Below are 16,723 nucleotides of genomic sequence, written 5' to 3'. Positions count from 1 at the left end.
CCCTCAAATTGTTGACAAAATCCTAAAACGGGTTTTGTTTTAGGATTTTGTCATCTATTCAGCGTGATTGAAAACCCTTGTAGTCTAGGAAGGACGAGCATTGGCAGACTTTCACAGGATGTGATGACGGCGGTGTTTAGGCAGGACGCCTAAGCATTTAGCCGCCGTTCCTTTCGTCATTCGTGAGCACCAACGCGCAGGACTGACAACGAATGCGAGGGTTTGTCGACACGCTGAGAGCTCCGCGCATGCGGAGCTCTTCGCCAATCAGACAATATATTTTTCAGCCTCAAAAACGCCCGCTGCCGCTTCGCGTTTTTTCTGAATCACGTTTTTAGGTGTTACGCGCGTCAGCTTGCGCAGAGCGGAAAGCATCATGCGGAGTGAATCTCCTTCTTCCATTGCGATGAGGGATTCCTTCGCGTGCGCTTCAATTTCGTTAAAGGCCTCCTGAACGAAAATTTCAGTATACAGCACCTTTTGCGCCGCTTTTTCTCCGCCTTGCGCGGCAATGGCCTTTTCCGTTCTCAGCACGGCTGACTCCATCGCGTACACATTGTTGACGATGTCCGCGACGTTGACGAGAATTTCCTGTTCGCGATCGATGGCTTTCCCGTATTTTTGCGCGGCGAGACCGGCGGCGAACAGCGCGATTTTTTTAGCTTGTTTGACAATATATTTCTCCTGCTCTAAAACGCCGCTGCCAGGCTCTTCAGGCATAAGCATCATGAGTTCTTCTTGGAGCGTTTGCGCTTTTTCAAATAGAGGCAGTTCGCCTTTAAGCGCTTTTTTCAGGAAGGTGCTTGGCACGATTAACCGGTTGATTTCGTTTGTCCCTTCAAAAATCCGATTGATCCTTGAATCCCTATAGGCTCTTTCCACTTCGTACTCCTGCATAAAACCGTAGCCTCCATGAATCTGCACGCCTTCATCAACGATATAATCAAGCGTCTCGGAGCCGAATACCTTATTAAGAGAGCATTCGATGGCATATTCGGCAATCGACTTGGCAATTTGGCGGCCGTCCTTGAGATCTTCGGCCGTAAACTGGCTCATATTGTCTTCAAACAGCCCGACGGTTCTGTACACAGAGCTTTCCATCGCGTACAGCCTTGATGCCATTGTCGCGATTTTTTCCTGTGTCAGCGAAAAGCCCGCAATCGGCGTTTTAAATTGGCGGCGCTGGTTCGCGTATGCCGCGGACAGCTCGATCACCCGCTTAGATGCGCCGATTGAACCAACCGCCAGCTTGTAGCGGCCGATATTTAGAATATTAAAGGCGATAACATGCCCTTTGCCGATTTCGCCAAGCAGGTTTTCCTTTGGCACTTCAGCTTGATCTAAAAGGAGGGTTCTTGTCGATGACCCTTTGATCCCCATTTTCTTTTCTTCCGGACCCGTAGATACACCCGGGAAATCTTTTTCTACAATAAAGGCTGAGAACTTTTCGCCGTCCACCTTAGCGTAAACAACAAATACATCAGCAAAGGCAGAGTTGGTAATCCACTGTTTTTCCCCGTTTAACACGTAATGCGTACCCGCTTCATTCAGCACGGCTGTTGTTTTTGCTCCAAGGGCATCAGATCCGGAGCCCGGCTCAGTCAGTGCATAAGCCGCGATCTTTTCGCCTGAAGCGAGCCCGGGCAAATATGTTTTCTTTTGTTCTTCTGACCCGAAAAAGACGATCGGCAATGATCCAATGCCGACATGCGCGCCATAAGAAAGCGAAAAGCTTCCCGCACGCGAAAATTTTTCAGTGATGAGTGCCGAGCTGATTTTATCAAGACCGAGCCCTCCGTACTCCTCTGGCACATCGGCGCCAAGAAGCCCGAGTTCGCCCGCTTTCTTTAATAGCCTGACGGAATGCTCGAATTGATGGTTTTCGATGTCATCTATATGAGGGAGCACATCTTGCTCGATGTAGTCCTCTGTTGTTTTCGCAATCATTTTATGCTCGTCAGTTAAATCCTCCGGTGTATACATTTGATCGTATGAGATATCCTCGATTAAGAAACCGCCGCCTTTTTGTACTTCAGCCGCTTTTTTTGCCATTTATTTTTCCCCCTTTAGCATAATTCAAATACACCGGCCGCTCCCATCCCGCCGCCGATACACATTGTGACGACTCCAAATTGCTCGTTTCTCCGTTTCATTTCATGAATCAGTGAGAGTGTAAGCTTTGTTCCCGTACAGCCAAGCGGGTGTCCAAGCGCGATTGCGCCCCCGTTGACATTCACTTTTTCTTCGTCAATGCCGAGTTCTCTGATGACTTGAATGGCTTGTGATGCAAAAGCTTCGTTCAGTTCAAACAAGCCGATGTCCTGCAGTTGAAGCCCGGCTAGCTTTAAAGCACGCGGAATGGCTTCCACCGGCCCGATGCCCATCACTTCCGGAGGCACGCCGCCTACTGCAAAGGAACGGAATTTCACAAGCGGCGCCAAACCCAACGCATCCGCTTTTTCCCGATCCATCAGCATAACTGCCGCCGCTCCGTCACTCGTCTGCGAGGAGTTGCCCGCAGTAACCGTTCCATCAACGGAAAAAGCCGGGCGCAATGTCGATAAAATGTCTGTCGTCGTTTTCGGGCGAACGCCTTCATCTTGGGAAAAGACAAACTGTTTTTCCCGCGGCTTATGGTTGTCTCCGACTTCTGTCACCGTCACTTCGACGGGCACAATCTCATCTTTAAATTTCCCCTCTGCAAGGGCTTTGGCCGCGTTCTGGTGGCTGCGAACGGCAAACACATCCTGATCCTCGCGGGAAACGCCGTATTTTTTCGCGACCTGCTCGGCTGTGTGGCCCATGCTCATGTAATACTCCGGCGCCTTTTCTGCCAATGCGAGGTTCGGACGGGTCACATGCCCCATCATCGGTACCTGCGACATCGATTCTGCTCCGCCGGCGATCGCTGTATCGTAGGCACCGAGCATAATTTTTTCTGCCGCATATGCGATGGTCTGAAGGCCTGAAGAGCAGTAGCGATTGACTGTGACCGCCGGGACCGTGTACGGCAGCCCCGCAAGCGCGCCGATATTTCTGGCCATATTAAGCCCCTGTTCCGCTTCAGGTGTCGCACAGCCGATAATCAAGTCGTCAATATTGCCTTCGTAGCCGCCTGCCCGTTTCAGTGTTTCTTTTACGCAAATCGCTCCCAAATCATCCGGGCGAACGGTGGCCAACGATCCTTTCTTTGCTTTCCCAACCGGTGTTCTTGCACCTGACACAATGACTGCCTCTTTCATAAGCTCCCTCCTAATTCCGTAAAGGTTTACCTTTCACAAGCATATGCTGCATTCTCGCTTGAGATTTCGCCTCTCCTGCCAAACTCAAAAACGCTTCTCTCTCGATCTCCAATAAATATTCTTCATCAACCTCTGTACCGAACGGCACATGGCCGCCGGCAATAACATAAGCAAGTTTTTTCGCGATCTTGAAATCATGCTCTGATATATAACCGGACAGCTTCATTTGCTCCGCGCCAAGCAAGAGTGCCGCATAACCGGTTTCTCCCGCCACCTTGACCTTTTCTTTTACAGGCGGCCGCCAGCCTGTATCGTATAAAGATGCGGCAAGCTGCTTCGCATCGTACAGCAGGTGGTCCTGATTCACGCTGATGGGATCCGCTTCTTTTAAGATGGTCATCTCACGAGCCTCTTGGGCGGAAGCGGACACTTTCGCCATCGCAATCGTTTCAAATGTTTTCATTGCCGCATTCATCGGATCAGGTGCGCGGCGGAGATGGTTGATGTACAGCTCTTTGTTTCCTCCTCCGCCCGGGATGAGTCCGACGCCGGATTCCACAAGCCCCATATAGGTTTCGCTTGCTGCTTGAATGCGCGCCGCCGGCAGGCATACTTCGGTTCCTCCGCCGAGCGTCATGCCAAATGGAGCGGCGACAACCGGTTTCGCACTGTATTTGATCTTCATCATCGTCTCCTGGAAACGGCGTATCACGAAATCGACTTCCAGAAAATTGTCATCTTGAACTTCCATTAAGATCATGCCAAGATTGGCGCCAACGCAGAAATTTTTCCCTTGGTTGCCGATGACAAGGCCTTTGTAGTTCCGCTCTGTTTCCTCTAATGCTTTGTTGATCATTTGAATGATATCGAGGCCGATCGCATTGCTTTTTGAATGAAACTCAAGGAGGGCCACATCATCTCCAAGGTCGATCAGGCTTGCTCCGCTGTTTTTCGCAATCACGCCGTTTGTTTCCTTGAGCGTTTGTAAATGAATTCGTTTTTTGTTTTCTTTCACAGCTCTATATTCGCCGCGGTCATAATAAAATACCGTTCCATTTTCTCTGATGTAGAAGGTTTCATTTCCTTTGTCCAGCATGTCTTTGATCCAGTCAGGCATTTTCGCTCCAAGCTGTTCAAGCTTTTCCGCCGACTGCCTGAGGCCGATGGCGTCCCACATCTCGAACGGGCCCAGCTCCCAGCCGAATCCCCACTTCATGGCTTGGTCAATCGCATGAATATCATCGGCAATCTCCCCAAGCAGTTCGGCTGAGTAAAGCAGCGTTTGAGATGTGATTTTCCACAGCAGTCTGCCAGCTCTGTCATCCGAGTAAAAAAGCGCTTTCATTTTGGCTTTTGTTCCTTTTGCCTGTTTTGCCGCTTCTAGTGACGCTGTTTTCATTTTTGTCCGTTCGCCATAAGTAAGCGTCACTGGGTCAAGCTCATAAATCGTTTTTCCTTCTTTTTTATAAAAGCCTTGGCCGGCCTTGCTTCCGATCCACCCTTGTTGCAGCATATCGTTCATGAAACCCGGCAGGCGGAATACTTCTTTCTCGTCTCCGTCCGCTTTGTCGTACACATTTCGGGCGACGTGGGCGAATGTATCGAGTCCGACAACATCAAGCGTTCTGAAGGTTGCGCTTTTCGGTCTGCCGATCAGCGGACCTGTGACCGAATCGACTTCCCCTACCTGATAGCCGCCTTTCAGCATTTCTTGGACTGTGACGAGAAGCCCGTACGTTCCAATGCGGTTTGCGATAAAGTTCGGTGTGTCTTTTGCTGTGACGACGCCTTTACCAAGGACATTTTCACCGAAGGCTGTCATAAACTTTAAAATATCAGGGTTCGTTTCCTTAATCGGAATGACCTCTAGCAGCTTTAAATAGCGAGCGGGATTAAAAAAGTGTGTTCCGAGAAAATGGGCTTTAAAATCATCCGACCGTCCTTCAGCCATCTCCTGTACTGATATGCCGGAGGTGTTGCTTGAGACGATGCTGCCAGGCTTTCGATGTTCATCTACAAGAGCGAATATTTGCTTTTTGACTTCAAGGTTTTCGACAACGACCTCAATAATCCAATCTGCTTCTTTCAGCTTTGCTGCATCATCCTCCAGATTGCCAGGTGTGATATAGGAGGTATTTTCCGCTGATGTGAGAGGAGCGGGCTTTTGTTTCAGCAGTTTTTTCATCGCCTGCCGGCTCAGCCTGCTGCGCACCTCCGAACTGTCCTTCGTCAGCCCCTTTTTTTCCTCTTCCTTTGTCAAATCGTTCGGCACAATATCAAGCAGCAGGACAGGAATGCCGATATTAGCCAAATGCGCAGCAATCCCGGAACCCATTACCCCCGATCCTAAAACGGCTGCCTTCCGAATGTGTTTGTGCATGAGATATCCCCCTTGAACATTGAATGAATAATCATTCATTTTTTGAACAAAAAAAATGAAACCCGTTTCTTCTTTCATCTTAAAAGATTTTCGCTTCGACTTCAATAGCTAATTTGTTATTTTTTTGCATGAAGCTTATAAAAGACGGGCAACTTAAACCCGGAGGTGAAGGGAATGGTGCGAGAGAAAAAAGATCCGTCTTCAGCGGCAGTCAGCGCGGCGAGCGTGAAAGGTGATGCCGGTCCGACTCAGCATTACGGCGGCGGAAAACGGACAAGTCAAAATCAGCAATATAAAAAACATAACATGGAACAATCATGACGCAGCTGCTTCCCGCGGCTGCTTTCATTTTTTCAAAATTCCTTTCAGCACAAACACTGCATTGGCAGGCCGTTCGCCAATTCTTCTCATAAAGTAGCTGAACCAGTCCGTTCCATATGGGACATACACTCGCATTCTGTACCCTTCCTTAGCCAGTTCCTTCTGCCGCTCCAGCCTGATGCCATATAGCATTTGAAACTCAAATTGTGACGCTGGGATCTGATGTTCACCCACGAACTGTTTTGTAAACGCAATGATGTCATCATCATGTGTGGCGACAGCCGTGTAGTTCCCGCTTAACAGCTGCAGTTTTATTAAACTCTGAAAATGAAGGTCTGTTCCTTTTTTGTCAGGGAATGCCACAGCCGCAGATTCTTTATAAGCGCCTTTCACAAGTCTGAGATTCGGCTTTAAGTCATGCATATTTCTGATATCTTCTGCCGCCCGGTACAAATAGGCCTGAATCACCGTGCCGAGCATTTCAAATTCCTGTTTGCATTGCCTGTAGATAGCGAGTGTCTGTTCATAATGAGAATAGTCTTCCATATCAATCGTCACAGCAACACCATATTGCCTCGCAGCGGATAGAATGGCACGCAAATGAGAAAGGGCAAGTTCTTCTGAAAGATCAAGCCCGATTGAAGTCAGCTTGAGTGAAAGCTCTGAGTCCAATTGATGCTGGGCAATGGCTTGAATGGCTTTCTTGCATTCCTCTGCGACTTGCTTCGCTTCTTTTTCTGACGCTGCATACTCGCCTAAATAATCAATGTTGCGCACAAACCGGATCTATTTAGCCTTTTGACAGCCTTAACCGCCGATTCAATTGTATCCCCCGCGACAAACCTTCGTGCTCCAAGCCGCGGCCCGTATGCTTTTGCGAACTTGGTAAGTGCTTTATTTTGAGATAAGAATAAAAATATATGTCTCAACATCCGACTCCCTCCTGCCGCCATTTTCAAAACACCTGCATATAACTCCCGGACTAAAGGAAACTATATATTGAACAGAAAACCAAAGGAGGATCACAATGGACAATCAGCAGCAATCACAAATGCCGCCTTCCGTTATTTCGACAAAAGATCATTTGTATCTGAATGACATGCTGAACTGGAATTTGCTCGCGATGAAAAAAGCGCATTTCATGGCGCAAAAGTGCCAGGATCAATCGTTAAAACAAGAACTCGACCGCGTCGGACACATGCATCATGACCACTATCAAAGAATATTAAAGCACCTGCAGCCAGGCCAACAGCGGTCCGGCTACATCCAATAAGGAGGCGCCAGAATGAATCAGCAAAATCAGAAAATCAGCAACCCGGAGACACCTGTACCGACAACTTCGGAGATGAATGACAGAGATTTCGTCAACGAACTGCTGACAACAGAAAAATATATGACAACTGCGTATTGTACAGCCTTGAACGAATTCAGCCATGAGTCTCTCTATCAGGATATTCAAACCATTTTTGATGAGTCACAAAAAACGCAAAGAAAACTGTATGACCTCATGTTCCAATATGGATGGTATTCTGTCGAAGCGGAGGATGCCCAAAAGCTGCAGCAGTCCTACCAAAAATTCCAGCAGACCATTCAGCAGCAGTCTCCTTATCAGCAATAAAATACATGAGCAAAAAGGATACGATGTGTTTCAGGGCATCGATCCTTTTTTTATGTGAAATTAGTTGACTTTTTATTAACGCTTATTTATATTTAATATATATTAATTATTTTACTATCTTAAATATAAATACAGTTTATGTAATAGAGGGGAAATGAACATGAAGAGTGCGGATCAGTTAATGTCCGATATTCAATTATCACTTCAGGCGCTCTTTCAAAAGATACAGCCTGAAATGCTGGAAAGCATGGAGAAACAAGGAATTACCCCAGCGCAGCTGTTTGTGCTGGCCAGCTTAAAAAAACACGGCAGCCTCAAAATTTCTGAAATCGCCGAGCGGATGGAGGTCAAGCCAAGCGCTGTGACGTTAATGGCAGATCGCCTTGAACAAAAAAATCTCATCACCAGAACACACAACACAAAAGACAGGCGAGTGATTGACATCAGTCTGACTGATGAAGGAGACGGAAAGTTCGAGGAGGTTTTGGCAGGCAGAAAAGCCATTATGGCGCGATACCTTTCCTTCTTGACGGAGGAGGAAATGCTTCAGGCGGCGCGTATTACAGAAAAGCTCGCACAGGCTGCAGCGGAAACGGATTGAAAAGCAAAACATGAAAAGAGGAAACGGATGAAATGAGTAATGAAGGCAAACAATCAAAACGGACGTTATTAATCACAGGCTTAATTATTGCCATGTTTTTTTCAGCTCTTGACGGTACCATTGTCGGAACGGCCATGCCGAAAATTGTCGGTGATCTGGGCGGTTTGAGCATGATGACCTGGCTGACAACTGCATATTTGTTAACATCAACAACTGTCGTTCCGATTGCCGGTAAACTGGCCGATTTATTGGGACGGCGTATTGTCTATGTATCAGGTTTGATTATTTTTATGGCAGCTTCCGCTTTGTGCGGAATGGCCAACAATATGACAGAATTGATTATTTTCCGCGGACTGCAGGGAATCGGCGGAGGCATTATGATGCCGATGGCGATGATTGTCATCGGTGACTTGTTCACTGGAAAACAACGCGCTAAATTCCAAGGGGTCTTTGGCGCGATTTACGGGCTGGCTTCAGTGATTGGGCCGCAAATCGGCGGTTGGATTGTAGACTCGCTAAACTGGAAATGGGTTTTCTATATTAACCTTCCAGTCGGAATTATTGCGGTTATTTTTATTGCCAGAGGATTGCAGGGCCGCCAGCAGACTGGTCCGATCAACTTCGATATCGCTGGGATTTTCACGATGATAGTCGGGATTGTCAGCCTCCTTCTCGCCTTAAGTTTTGGCGGAAAAGATTACGCGTGGGGTTCATGGCAGATTCTTGGCTTGTTCGCACTCGCGCTGATCGGCATTGTCAGCTTTATTATCGTAGAATCAAAAGCAAAAGAGCCGATCCTGCCAATGTATCTATTTAAAAACAGAACGTTTACATTTTTAAACTTGATCGGTTTCTTTATGAGTATCGGCATGTTTGGTGCAATTACGTTTGTTCCTTTCTTTATGCAGGGAATTGTCGGTGTAAGCGCGTCTGAATCAGGCACGATTATGACACCGATGATGATCTCAATGATTATTACAAGTATTATCGGCGGCCAGCTGGTTTTCAAAATCGGCATTAAACCGCAAATTATTACAGGCATGCTGATTATGGCCGGAGGATTCCTGCTGTTAACGACTTTGGGTCTTGATACGAGCAAGCTTGTCGCTACATCGTATATGGCGATTATTGGTCTGGGAATGGGTCTGGTTATGCCGATTCTGACACTGGCTTTACAGGAAAGCTTTTCGAAAGAAGAGCTTGGGGTTGTCACATCATCCAGCCAATTCTTCCGTTCTATCGGAGGAACATTCGGCATTACCATGCTTGGAACTGTAATGAATGCGAGATCAGGAAACTTATTAACAGATAAACTGGTGCCATATTTAGACTCACTTCCGGCACAGGCAAGCTCATTTGCCAACCAGCTAAAGAGTATGATTGATACAAATCCGCAAGGGCTGCTGCAATCACTGTTCAGTCCGGACGCATTGAAACAAATCCCTGCGGCTTTCTCATCCCATATTATGCCGATTTTAAAAACATCGTTGATGGATTCGCTCCACAGCGTGTTTTATACAGGCCTGATCTTTATCGCAGTCGGAGCCGTATTTACCTTATTCTTAAAACCTATCAAGCTATCGAATAAGAAAACGGATGAACAAGTAAAAGAGAAAGCGGCACAAGCCGTTGAATCACCTTCACATTAATAGAGCGCCCCGCGGGTCCAACCCGCGGGGTTTTTTATTCAATCATCTGAGCCCTTCCATTTCCGAAGGACCAATCCTCATCCTGATTTCCGGCCAGTATGATAAACACATCTTCTTTTCTTACACCAAGCCCGGATTGAATCCGGCTTGCGATTGAGTGGTAAAGCGCTTTTTTCTGTTCAGTTGTTCTTGAATCTTTCAACGTAAAATGAATGTATATCAGTTCATCAGTACGCTCGACCCGCAGATAAGACGGATCATAAAAAAATTCACTGTTTTCATATTGCCTGATGACTTGAAAATAGTCATCTTCCGGCACATTGATTTCTTCGATCATCGATTGATGGATGGTCCTGCTTAGTTTTTGAAGCCACGCTTCACTTCTTCCCGCCCGTAAATGAATCTGTACAAATGGCATCCCCCGCATCTCCTCTCTTTACAGCGTCTGTCCGCTGTCAATTGTGATGATTTGGCCTGTAAGTGATTCCTGTTCAACAAGCGAACAGATCAATTTGGCGACATCATCCGGTTCAGCAATACGCTGCAGCAGCAAAGCGCCGATCATGCTTTTCATTTTTTCTTCCCGGCCAGCCCACCATCTCGTTGCGACAGCTCCCGGTGCAACACCGCTCACTCTGATTTCGGGCGCTAAGGCGTGGGCCAATGATTTCGTTAAACCGTGCACCGCCGATTTTGACACTGCATAAGGCATAGATGAACCCGCCCCGGTTAACCCTGCGATGCTGCCGACATTCACGATCGCTCCAGCCTTGCTTTTTTTCATGAACGGAACCACTGCCCGCGCGCAGAAAAACATCCCTTTCACGTTGACAGCGTACAGCTCATCCCAGACATCTTCTGTCGCCGCTTCAAGATCATCCATTGGAATATGCCGTGTAATGCTGGCGTTATTGACTAAAACATCAATCGTGCCGTGCGTTTTTACGATCGAGTGAACCATGTCCTGCACTTCGCTGTTTTTTGATACATCTGCTCGTATGGAGAAGGCTTGCCCGCCATCTTTTCGAATCATTTCCACTGTTTCCTCCGCTTCGGATTGCGAACGTGAATAATTCACCGCAACAACCGCTCCGCGTTTTGCCAATTCTATGCTGGCTGCTCTTCCGATTCCTGTTGCGCCCCCTGTTACGAGAGCTATTTTGTTCATGACATTCATTGCCGCCACTCCTTGCTGTTTATGAAATTATCTTGCTGATTCCATTGTAATCCAGGTTTGGTGTTACGTATAATGATTGTTAAAGATACTTGCTATCACTCAGATTGATAGCAACAAACGAACGGAGGAATTCAAAATGGAAAGCGGAGATTTACGTGTGTTTCAAATGGTAGCCCGTGAAGGCTCCATTACGAAAGCAGCCCTGCAGCTTGGCTATGTGCAATCGAATGTCACAGCCAGAATTCAGCAATTGGAAGCTGAGCTGGGCACCATGCTGTTTTTGCGCCATAACCGGGGCATGACACTTTCTGCAAGCGGAAAGCTGCTGCTGGACTACGCCAATAAAATTATCGGCCTGCTGGATGAGGCATCTAAAGCGCTCTCATCCTCTCTCGAACCAAGCGGGCCGCTTATGATCGGCTCCACTCAGACAACCGCCGCGGTAAGGCTTCCGAAGCTTCTGGCTTCTTATTATGAAGAACATCCAAACGTCCAGCTGTCTTTAACAACAGGTCATACACAATTTCTCATTGATAAAGTTCTCCGGTATGAATTGGATGGCGCCTTTATCGGATGTGAATGCAATCATCCCGAGCTCGTGTCCTATCCTGCATTTGAGGAAGAACCAGTGGTTGTTTCAGCAGCTTCCGTATCCGATGCAGAGGAAGCCATCACAAAGCCGATTCTCGTTTACAGCACAGGCTGTTCGTATCGGGAAACACTTGAAAAATGGCTGCGCGCTGCCGGCGTCACACAGCCGGTTATTATGGAATTTGGTACGCTTGAAGCGATTATCGGCGGGGTTACAGCAGGTCTTGGCATCTCGTTGCTGCCAAGAACGGTTGTGCAAAAACACGAGGCTGAAGGGTCGATTCGCGTGTACCCGCTGCCTGAAGCTCTCAGACAGATGAAAACAGAATTTATTGTCCGAAAAGATTCGTTTATCAGCAGCGCGCTGCGGACTTTTATGGATTCCTTCGCGGCAGATCAAACGGCAGCATCACAAAAAAGCAGTCTGCTGTGATTGGCAGACTGCTTTTTAATTATTATTTGTTTCGATGCGTTTCATTTAATTCCTTAATATGCTGAATGACATCTTTAATGCCCTGCTTCGCGTCAGGATATGTCGCATTCCAATGCTTAGCTAGGGGCGGCATGCTTTTGGCTATATGCGTGTACAAAATCCATTGCTTCACTTCTTCTTTTAGCTCATTGTTTGATTCACCAAGCAGAAGCTCCGTATACTTCTCCAGCAATCCATCGAGCTGTTCCTTAAGTTTTTGTTCCATTTTCCATCTTCCTTTCGAAAAAATAGCAAGGAGCTTTCTCAAGTGAAAGCTCCTTCGCTGGCGTTTATTTATCCATGTGATGTAAAAGCCGCTTCCCGGACAATGCATCTGCCCCTGCCATGAGGGATGCAAAGAGGCGTTCCGAACAGCGGGTCCTGTGTGACCTGACAGTTCATAGAAAACACATTTTGCACAAGATCACAAGTGATGACTTCTTCCGGACGGCCTTCAGCATAAATTTGTTTATCTTTTATAGCCACAAGATGATGCGCATAGCGGCACGCCAAGTTTAAGTCATGGAGAACCATAACAATCGTCCGCTCTTCCTTTTCATTCAGCTCAAACAGCAAATCAAGAATTTCAATTTGGTGCGTCATGTCCAAATACGTCGTCGGCTCATCCAGAAGGATAATATCCGTTTCCTGTGCAAGCGTCATTGCGATCCAAGCCCGCTGGCGCTGTCCTCCTGACAAAGAATCGACGGCGCGGTCAGCCATGTCCTCAAGTTTTGTTGCTTTAAGCGCTCTCTCAACTGCTGCCTCATCCTCTTTTGACCACTGTTTCAGCCAGTTTTGATAAGGATATCTTCCTTGCTTCACCAGCTGGTGCACCGTCAGCCCCTCTGGAGCCGAAGGACCCTGCGGCAGGATAGCGAGTTCTTTTGCGACTTCCTTCGTTGGAAGCTTGGCAATCGCTCTTCCTTCCAGCAGCACTGAACCGCCTCTCGGCTTCATCAGACGCGCTAATGAACGTAAAAGTGTCGATTTTCCGCAGCCATTACTGCCAATAAATACGGTAATTTCACCTTTTGGAATGGTTAAATTCAACTCATCAATAATAACGGCATCCCCGTATCCTAAGCTCAGCGTTTCTGTAGAAATTGCACTCATACCCATAACCGCTCCTTTTTGCTGGCTTTTTAGCAGCACTATGTATTGCACGTTTTCTATATACATGCGTGTTAAGTCAATTGTCATCAATGCAAGTGATTCGATATTCAGCCATTTGATATGCTCATATATCCCTCATTGTAGCAGAAAACAATGACTTTGAAAATCATTTTCAATTAGTTTTTTGGACATAATTGGGGGTTATGGGTTTTTTATCACAGGATTATTTCTTAATTTCTCTTATTGAGCCATTCTTCAGCTTTAGTTTTAAGTCGATATGGTCATAATGGCTGTCCAAATTAAACGCTGCCAGCACACTGTGTATCACTTCTGATTCAGCCATATGATCTGTCACGGAAAGCTCGCTCAGGATCATTTTCATCTCATCCAATGCTTCTTCCCCCTCCTGGTTTACGCCAGAGAGCTTATCCTGTATTTCCGCTATTTCACGAGTTTCATTTTTTGAATATACACCTTCATAACGATCATGCTCTCCATCCCCGTAACTCACCCGAAGCGAGAAATCGCTGTAAGGAACAGACTTCAGTTGGGTGACGGCTGTATTTTCTCCTTTTGCCTGCTGCTGGTCTTCATTGAGACGGCAGCCCGCAATCAGAACCACTGCGAGGCAAATAGCCCCGGCTGCTCTGATTAAATGCATATGTTTCCCCCCCTGTAGGATCCCATTTGTTTTAGGTATGTCCCGAGAATGAAATCCTCATTCAGAGAAGAATTGAAAAAGCCGAGGCGTATGACGCCACGGCTTTTCTTTAAGATTCAGTCATTTGCAAAAAGATTTCCGCGTCCCGCACAGCCAGCTTGATGGCATTCTCCCAAAAATCGCGCTTCGTAATGTCAGCGCCCAAATGCTTCATCGCCAAATCCTCCACGGTCATAGAAGCCGTATCTCGCAATAGCGCGATATACTTCTCTTCGAACACGTTTTTTTCTTCAAGCGCCAGCGCATAAATGCCGAGAGAAAACAGATAACCGAACGTATAAGGGAAATTGTAAAACGGCACCCTCGTGATATGAAAGTGGAGCTTCGACGCCCAAAAGAGCGGATGATACTCTCCTAACGCATTGCAGAATGCCTCTTTTTGCGCCTCCTCCATCAGCTCATTCAGACGGTCTGCCGGTACTGCTCCCCGCTTTCGTTCTTCGTGAAACCTCGTTTCGAATAGGAATCTGGCATGGATATTCATGAAGAAAGCAACGCTTCTTTGCACTTTATCCTCGAGAAGGACAAGCTTTTCTTCCTTCGTCTCCGCCTGCTGAACAGTCGCGTCTGCCACAATCATCTCGGCAAACGTTGAAGCCGTTTCCGCGACGTTCATGGCATAGGATCGGTTTAACGGCCTGACGTTGAGCATCGCTTCCTGATGGAACGCGTGCCCGAGCTCATGGGCAAGCGTTGATACATTTGAGGCGCTTCCCGAAAATGTCATGAAAATCCGCGATTCCCCGCTGTCCGGAAAGCTCGTGCAAAAGCCGCCGACTCTTTTTCCGCTTCTGTCTTCCGCTTCTATCCAGCGGTCCCGAAACGCTTTTTCTGTGAAAGCGGACAGTTTTTTGCCAAACGTGGAAAATTGGCTGACAATGACATTTGCGGCTTCATCATATGAATAAACCTTTCCATCAGACCCAATTGGGGCCTCAACATCGTACCAGCTGAGCTTTTCAAGACCGAGCATGGACGCTTTCCGGTTCAGAAACTGAACGAACGGCTGCTTGTTTTCGGTGATGACCTGCCACATCGTATCCAGTGTTTCTTTTTTCATCCTGTTGATTTGCAGCGGCTCCTTCAGGACATCCTCCCAGCCGCGCGCGTGATAGGTTTCAAGCCGGAATCCCGCCAAATGATTCAGCGTGCTGCTAAAAATATCCTGCTTGCTTTTCCACGCTTGATGCAAACGTTCATATATTGTTTTTCTGACAGCACGGTCTTGATGAGCCAGCATATTTTCAGCCTGACCGACAGACAATGGCTTGTTCCCGCCATTTTCCTCATACGGGATCGTCATTTTCCCAACAACCATATTGTATAAGTCACTCCAAGCGTGATATCCGTCCACCGCAAGGTTTCCAATCAGTTTTTCTTTACCGGGGCCGAGCTTTTCGGCAACCCTCTGTCTTCTTTCATTTAATATGTACGATACATCGCATAATCCGGGTTTTGTTAACAATTCATTCCACACGTCTTGTTCAATGTCCACAAGCTTATGATCTAATGTGACGAGAGAGGACTGAAAATCTGCAGAAAGCTGATGCATCAGCGATTTATACTCATTAGCCTTGTGATCACTGATATTTTGAGCCTGAAGACAAGCGACAAAAGCGCCGGCCTGCTGAAGCTTGACGGATACCTGTTCGAATACATCTAGTATTGCCGTCAGCGCTTCAGCCTCTTCAGACGATTCGGGCACCTGGAACGCATCAGTCATGTCTTGAAATGCACGCAGGCTTTGTGACAGTTTTTCGATATATCCCTTGAATTCTTCTGACTGGCTCCCGCCCTTAAAAAATGAATCAAGATCCCATCTTTGGTCTACCCCTTGCAGCGCCATAACATAAAACCCCTTTCCTTCTTTCGTTTTATTATAGAATAATTCTGATTTATTGTATAAAAATTCTTTTATAAGCGTCATTTTCCGTTCATGATTGTACAATAGCTGTAGCAGTTACATGAGGAGGTTTATGATGAATAAAAAAATCGCAATCGTAACAGGAGCGTCAAAAGGCTTTGGCCAGCTGGCAGCCGTAAAGCTCGCCAAGTCATTTTTCGTGATTGCCACAACAAGACAGCCTGAGAAAGCAGAAGAGCTTCGGGAATTGGCCGCAGCACACAATGTGGCTGATTCTATTCATATTACCGCTCTCGATGTCACAGATGAGCAATCCATCGCCTCATTTGGAAAAGCCGTTAGCGCTTACGCCCCCATTGATCTTCTCGTCAACAACGCAGGAACGGCTTACGGGGGATTTGTCGAGGATGTCCCGATGGAACATTTCAAACAACAATTTGAAACGAATGTCTTCGGAGTAATTCATGTGACAAAAACCGTTCTGCCTTACATAAGAAAGCATAGCGGAGCAAAGATTATAAACATGAGCAGCATCAGCGGTCTGACCGGATTCCCCGCGCTGTCGCCTTATGCCTCTTCCAAGCATGCATTGGAGGGTTTTTCTGAGAGCCTGCGTGCGGAGCTGCTTCCGTTCGGTATCCACACCGCATTGGTCGAGCCTGGCTCATACAAGACATCGATCTGGTCAACCTCTTTATCACATTATATGTCGGTGCCTGCTGACGATTCAGCCTATCATCAATACTACAAAAAGATCCTTTCCTACGTTGAAAAAAACGCAGATGAAAGCGGAGATCCTCAAGAGGTTGCCGACCTCATATATCAATTGGCGACAAAACAGCATCTAAAGAAATTGCGATACCCGATCGGAAAAGGCATCAAGCTCACCTTGTTATTCCGATCGCTTTTTCCTTGGTCTGCATGGGAGTCTATCCTAAAGAAAAAACTATTCAGTTCATCTAAATTATAAT

At 46.9% G+C, this 16,723-nt stretch carries 15 protein-coding genes and 2 pseudogenes; 7 read left to right on the top strand and 10 right to left on the bottom strand.

The window, feature by feature from the left end; all coding sequences use genetic code 11:
• Positions 1-267: 267 nt before the first annotated feature.
• From fadE to JMN17_RS11035, 3 genes are read right to left on the bottom strand one after another with little or no spacing between them, the layout of a single operon-like run.
• On the bottom strand, positions 268-2,052 hold the full coding sequence (gene fadE, locus JMN17_RS11045; RefSeq protein WP_202328065.1) for an acyl-CoA dehydrogenase FadE: 1,785 nt from the start codon (positions 2,050-2,052) through the stop codon (positions 268-270).
• A gap of 14 nt (positions 2,053-2,066) precedes the next feature.
• On the bottom strand, positions 2,067-3,242 hold the full coding sequence (locus tag JMN17_RS11040; protein ID WP_087991077.1) for an acetyl-CoA C-acetyltransferase: 1,176 nt from the start codon (positions 3,240-3,242) through the stop codon (positions 2,067-2,069).
• Between the two features lie 10 nt (positions 3,243-3,252).
• On the bottom strand, positions 3,253-5,622 hold the full coding sequence (locus JMN17_RS11035) for a 3-hydroxyacyl-CoA dehydrogenase/enoyl-CoA hydratase family protein (RefSeq protein WP_202328064.1): 2,370 nt from the start codon (positions 5,620-5,622) through the stop codon (positions 3,253-3,255).
• Between the two features lie 174 nt (positions 5,623-5,796).
• Here JMN17_RS11035 and JMN17_RS11030 point away from each other — a divergent pair, with 174 nt between their 5' ends.
• Positions 5,797-5,943 (top strand): YuzL family protein, encoded by a 147-nt coding sequence (locus JMN17_RS11030; RefSeq protein WP_087991079.1) that lies wholly within the window; start codon positions 5,797-5,799, stop codon positions 5,941-5,943.
• A 24-nt stretch (positions 5,944-5,967) separates the two neighbouring features.
• On the opposite strand, the pseudogene JMN17_RS11025 reads toward JMN17_RS11030, so the two are convergent.
• Positions 5,968-6,875, bottom strand: a pseudogene (locus JMN17_RS11025) (proline dehydrogenase family protein).
• 95 nt (positions 6,876-6,970) lie between these two features.
• On the opposite strand from JMN17_RS11025, the gene JMN17_RS11020 reads away from it, so the two are divergent.
• The 4 genes and pseudogenes from JMN17_RS11020 to mdtP all read left to right on the top strand — a co-directional run bounded on the left by JMN17_RS11020 (position 6,971) and on the right by mdtP (position 9,811).
• Entirely contained in the window at positions 6,971-7,216 is a 246-nt protein-coding gene (locus JMN17_RS11020) for a hypothetical protein (RefSeq protein WP_087991081.1), read from the top strand.
• A gap of 12 nt (positions 7,217-7,228) precedes the next feature.
• Positions 7,229-7,561 (top strand): spore coat protein, encoded by a 333-nt coding sequence (locus tag JMN17_RS11015; protein ID WP_087991082.1) that lies wholly within the window; start codon positions 7,229-7,231, stop codon positions 7,559-7,561.
• A 160-nt stretch (positions 7,562-7,721) separates the two neighbouring features.
• A pseudogene (mdtR, locus tag JMN17_RS11010) lies at positions 7,722-8,193 on the top strand (MarR family transcriptional regulator MdtR).
• 1 nt (position 8,194) lies between these two features.
• Positions 8,195-9,811 carry a multidrug efflux MFS transporter MdtP gene (mdtP, locus tag JMN17_RS11005; RefSeq protein WP_087991083.1) on the top strand — a complete coding sequence of 539 codons (1,617 nt, stop codon included), beginning with the start codon at positions 8,195-8,197 and terminating at the stop codon, positions 9,809-9,811.
• A gap of 34 nt (positions 9,812-9,845) precedes the next feature.
• Here the strand turns inward: mdtP and JMN17_RS11000 are convergent, their stop codons facing one another.
• The gene (locus JMN17_RS11000) at positions 9,846-10,229 is read right to left on the bottom strand and encodes a tautomerase family protein (protein ID WP_202328063.1); all 384 of its coding nucleotides are present in this window, start codon (positions 10,227-10,229) and stop codon (positions 9,846-9,848) included.
• Positions 10,230-10,247: 18 nt separating this feature from the next.
• Positions 10,248-10,988 carry an SDR family NAD(P)-dependent oxidoreductase gene (locus JMN17_RS10995; protein ID WP_087991085.1) on the bottom strand — a complete coding sequence of 247 codons (741 nt, stop codon included), beginning with the start codon at positions 10,986-10,988 and terminating at the stop codon, positions 10,248-10,250.
• A gap of 136 nt (positions 10,989-11,124) precedes the next feature.
• Between JMN17_RS10995 and JMN17_RS10990 the strand changes: the two genes are divergently transcribed.
• On the top strand, positions 11,125-12,012 hold the full coding sequence (locus tag JMN17_RS10990; RefSeq protein ID WP_087991086.1) for a LysR family transcriptional regulator: 888 nt from the start codon (positions 11,125-11,127) through the stop codon (positions 12,010-12,012).
• A 22-nt stretch (positions 12,013-12,034) separates the two neighbouring features.
• Here the strand turns inward: JMN17_RS10990 and JMN17_RS10985 are convergent, their stop codons facing one another.
• The 4 genes from JMN17_RS10985 to JMN17_RS10970 form a co-directional block, all read right to left on the bottom strand.
• Entirely contained in the window at positions 12,035-12,319 is a 285-nt protein-coding gene (locus JMN17_RS10985) for a YusU family protein (RefSeq protein ID WP_087991087.1), read from the bottom strand.
• 26 nt (positions 12,320-12,345) lie between these two features.
• Positions 12,346-13,173, bottom strand: coding sequence for an ABC transporter ATP-binding protein (locus tag JMN17_RS10980; protein WP_148964060.1), 828 nt, complete (start codon positions 13,171-13,173; stop codon positions 12,346-12,348).
• Positions 13,174-13,390: 217 nt separating this feature from the next.
• Positions 13,391-13,828 carry a YusW family protein gene (locus JMN17_RS10975; protein ID WP_087991089.1) on the bottom strand — a complete coding sequence of 146 codons (438 nt, stop codon included), beginning with the start codon at positions 13,826-13,828 and terminating at the stop codon, positions 13,391-13,393.
• Positions 13,829-13,937: 109 nt separating this feature from the next.
• On the bottom strand, positions 13,938-15,734 hold the full coding sequence (locus JMN17_RS10970; protein WP_202328062.1) for a M3 family oligoendopeptidase: 1,797 nt from the start codon (positions 15,732-15,734) through the stop codon (positions 13,938-13,940).
• Between the two features lie 133 nt (positions 15,735-15,867).
• Between JMN17_RS10970 and JMN17_RS10965 the strand changes: the two genes are divergently transcribed.
• Positions 15,868-16,722: an oxidoreductase gene (locus tag JMN17_RS10965; protein WP_202328061.1), complete on the top strand. Its 855-nt coding sequence runs from the start codon at positions 15,868-15,870 to the stop codon at positions 16,720-16,722.
• The last annotated feature ends 1 nt before the right edge of the window (position 16,723 follow it).

The sequence above is a fragment of the Bacillus sp. RHFS10 genome (genome assembly GCF_016757475.1).
In the GTDB taxonomy this organism is placed as follows: domain Bacteria; phylum Bacillota; class Bacilli; order Bacillales; family Bacillaceae; genus Bacillus; species Bacillus subtilis_G.
The sequence above is the reverse complement of the archived record's forward strand: the minus strand, read 5'-3'. Positions and strand labels throughout refer to the sequence as shown.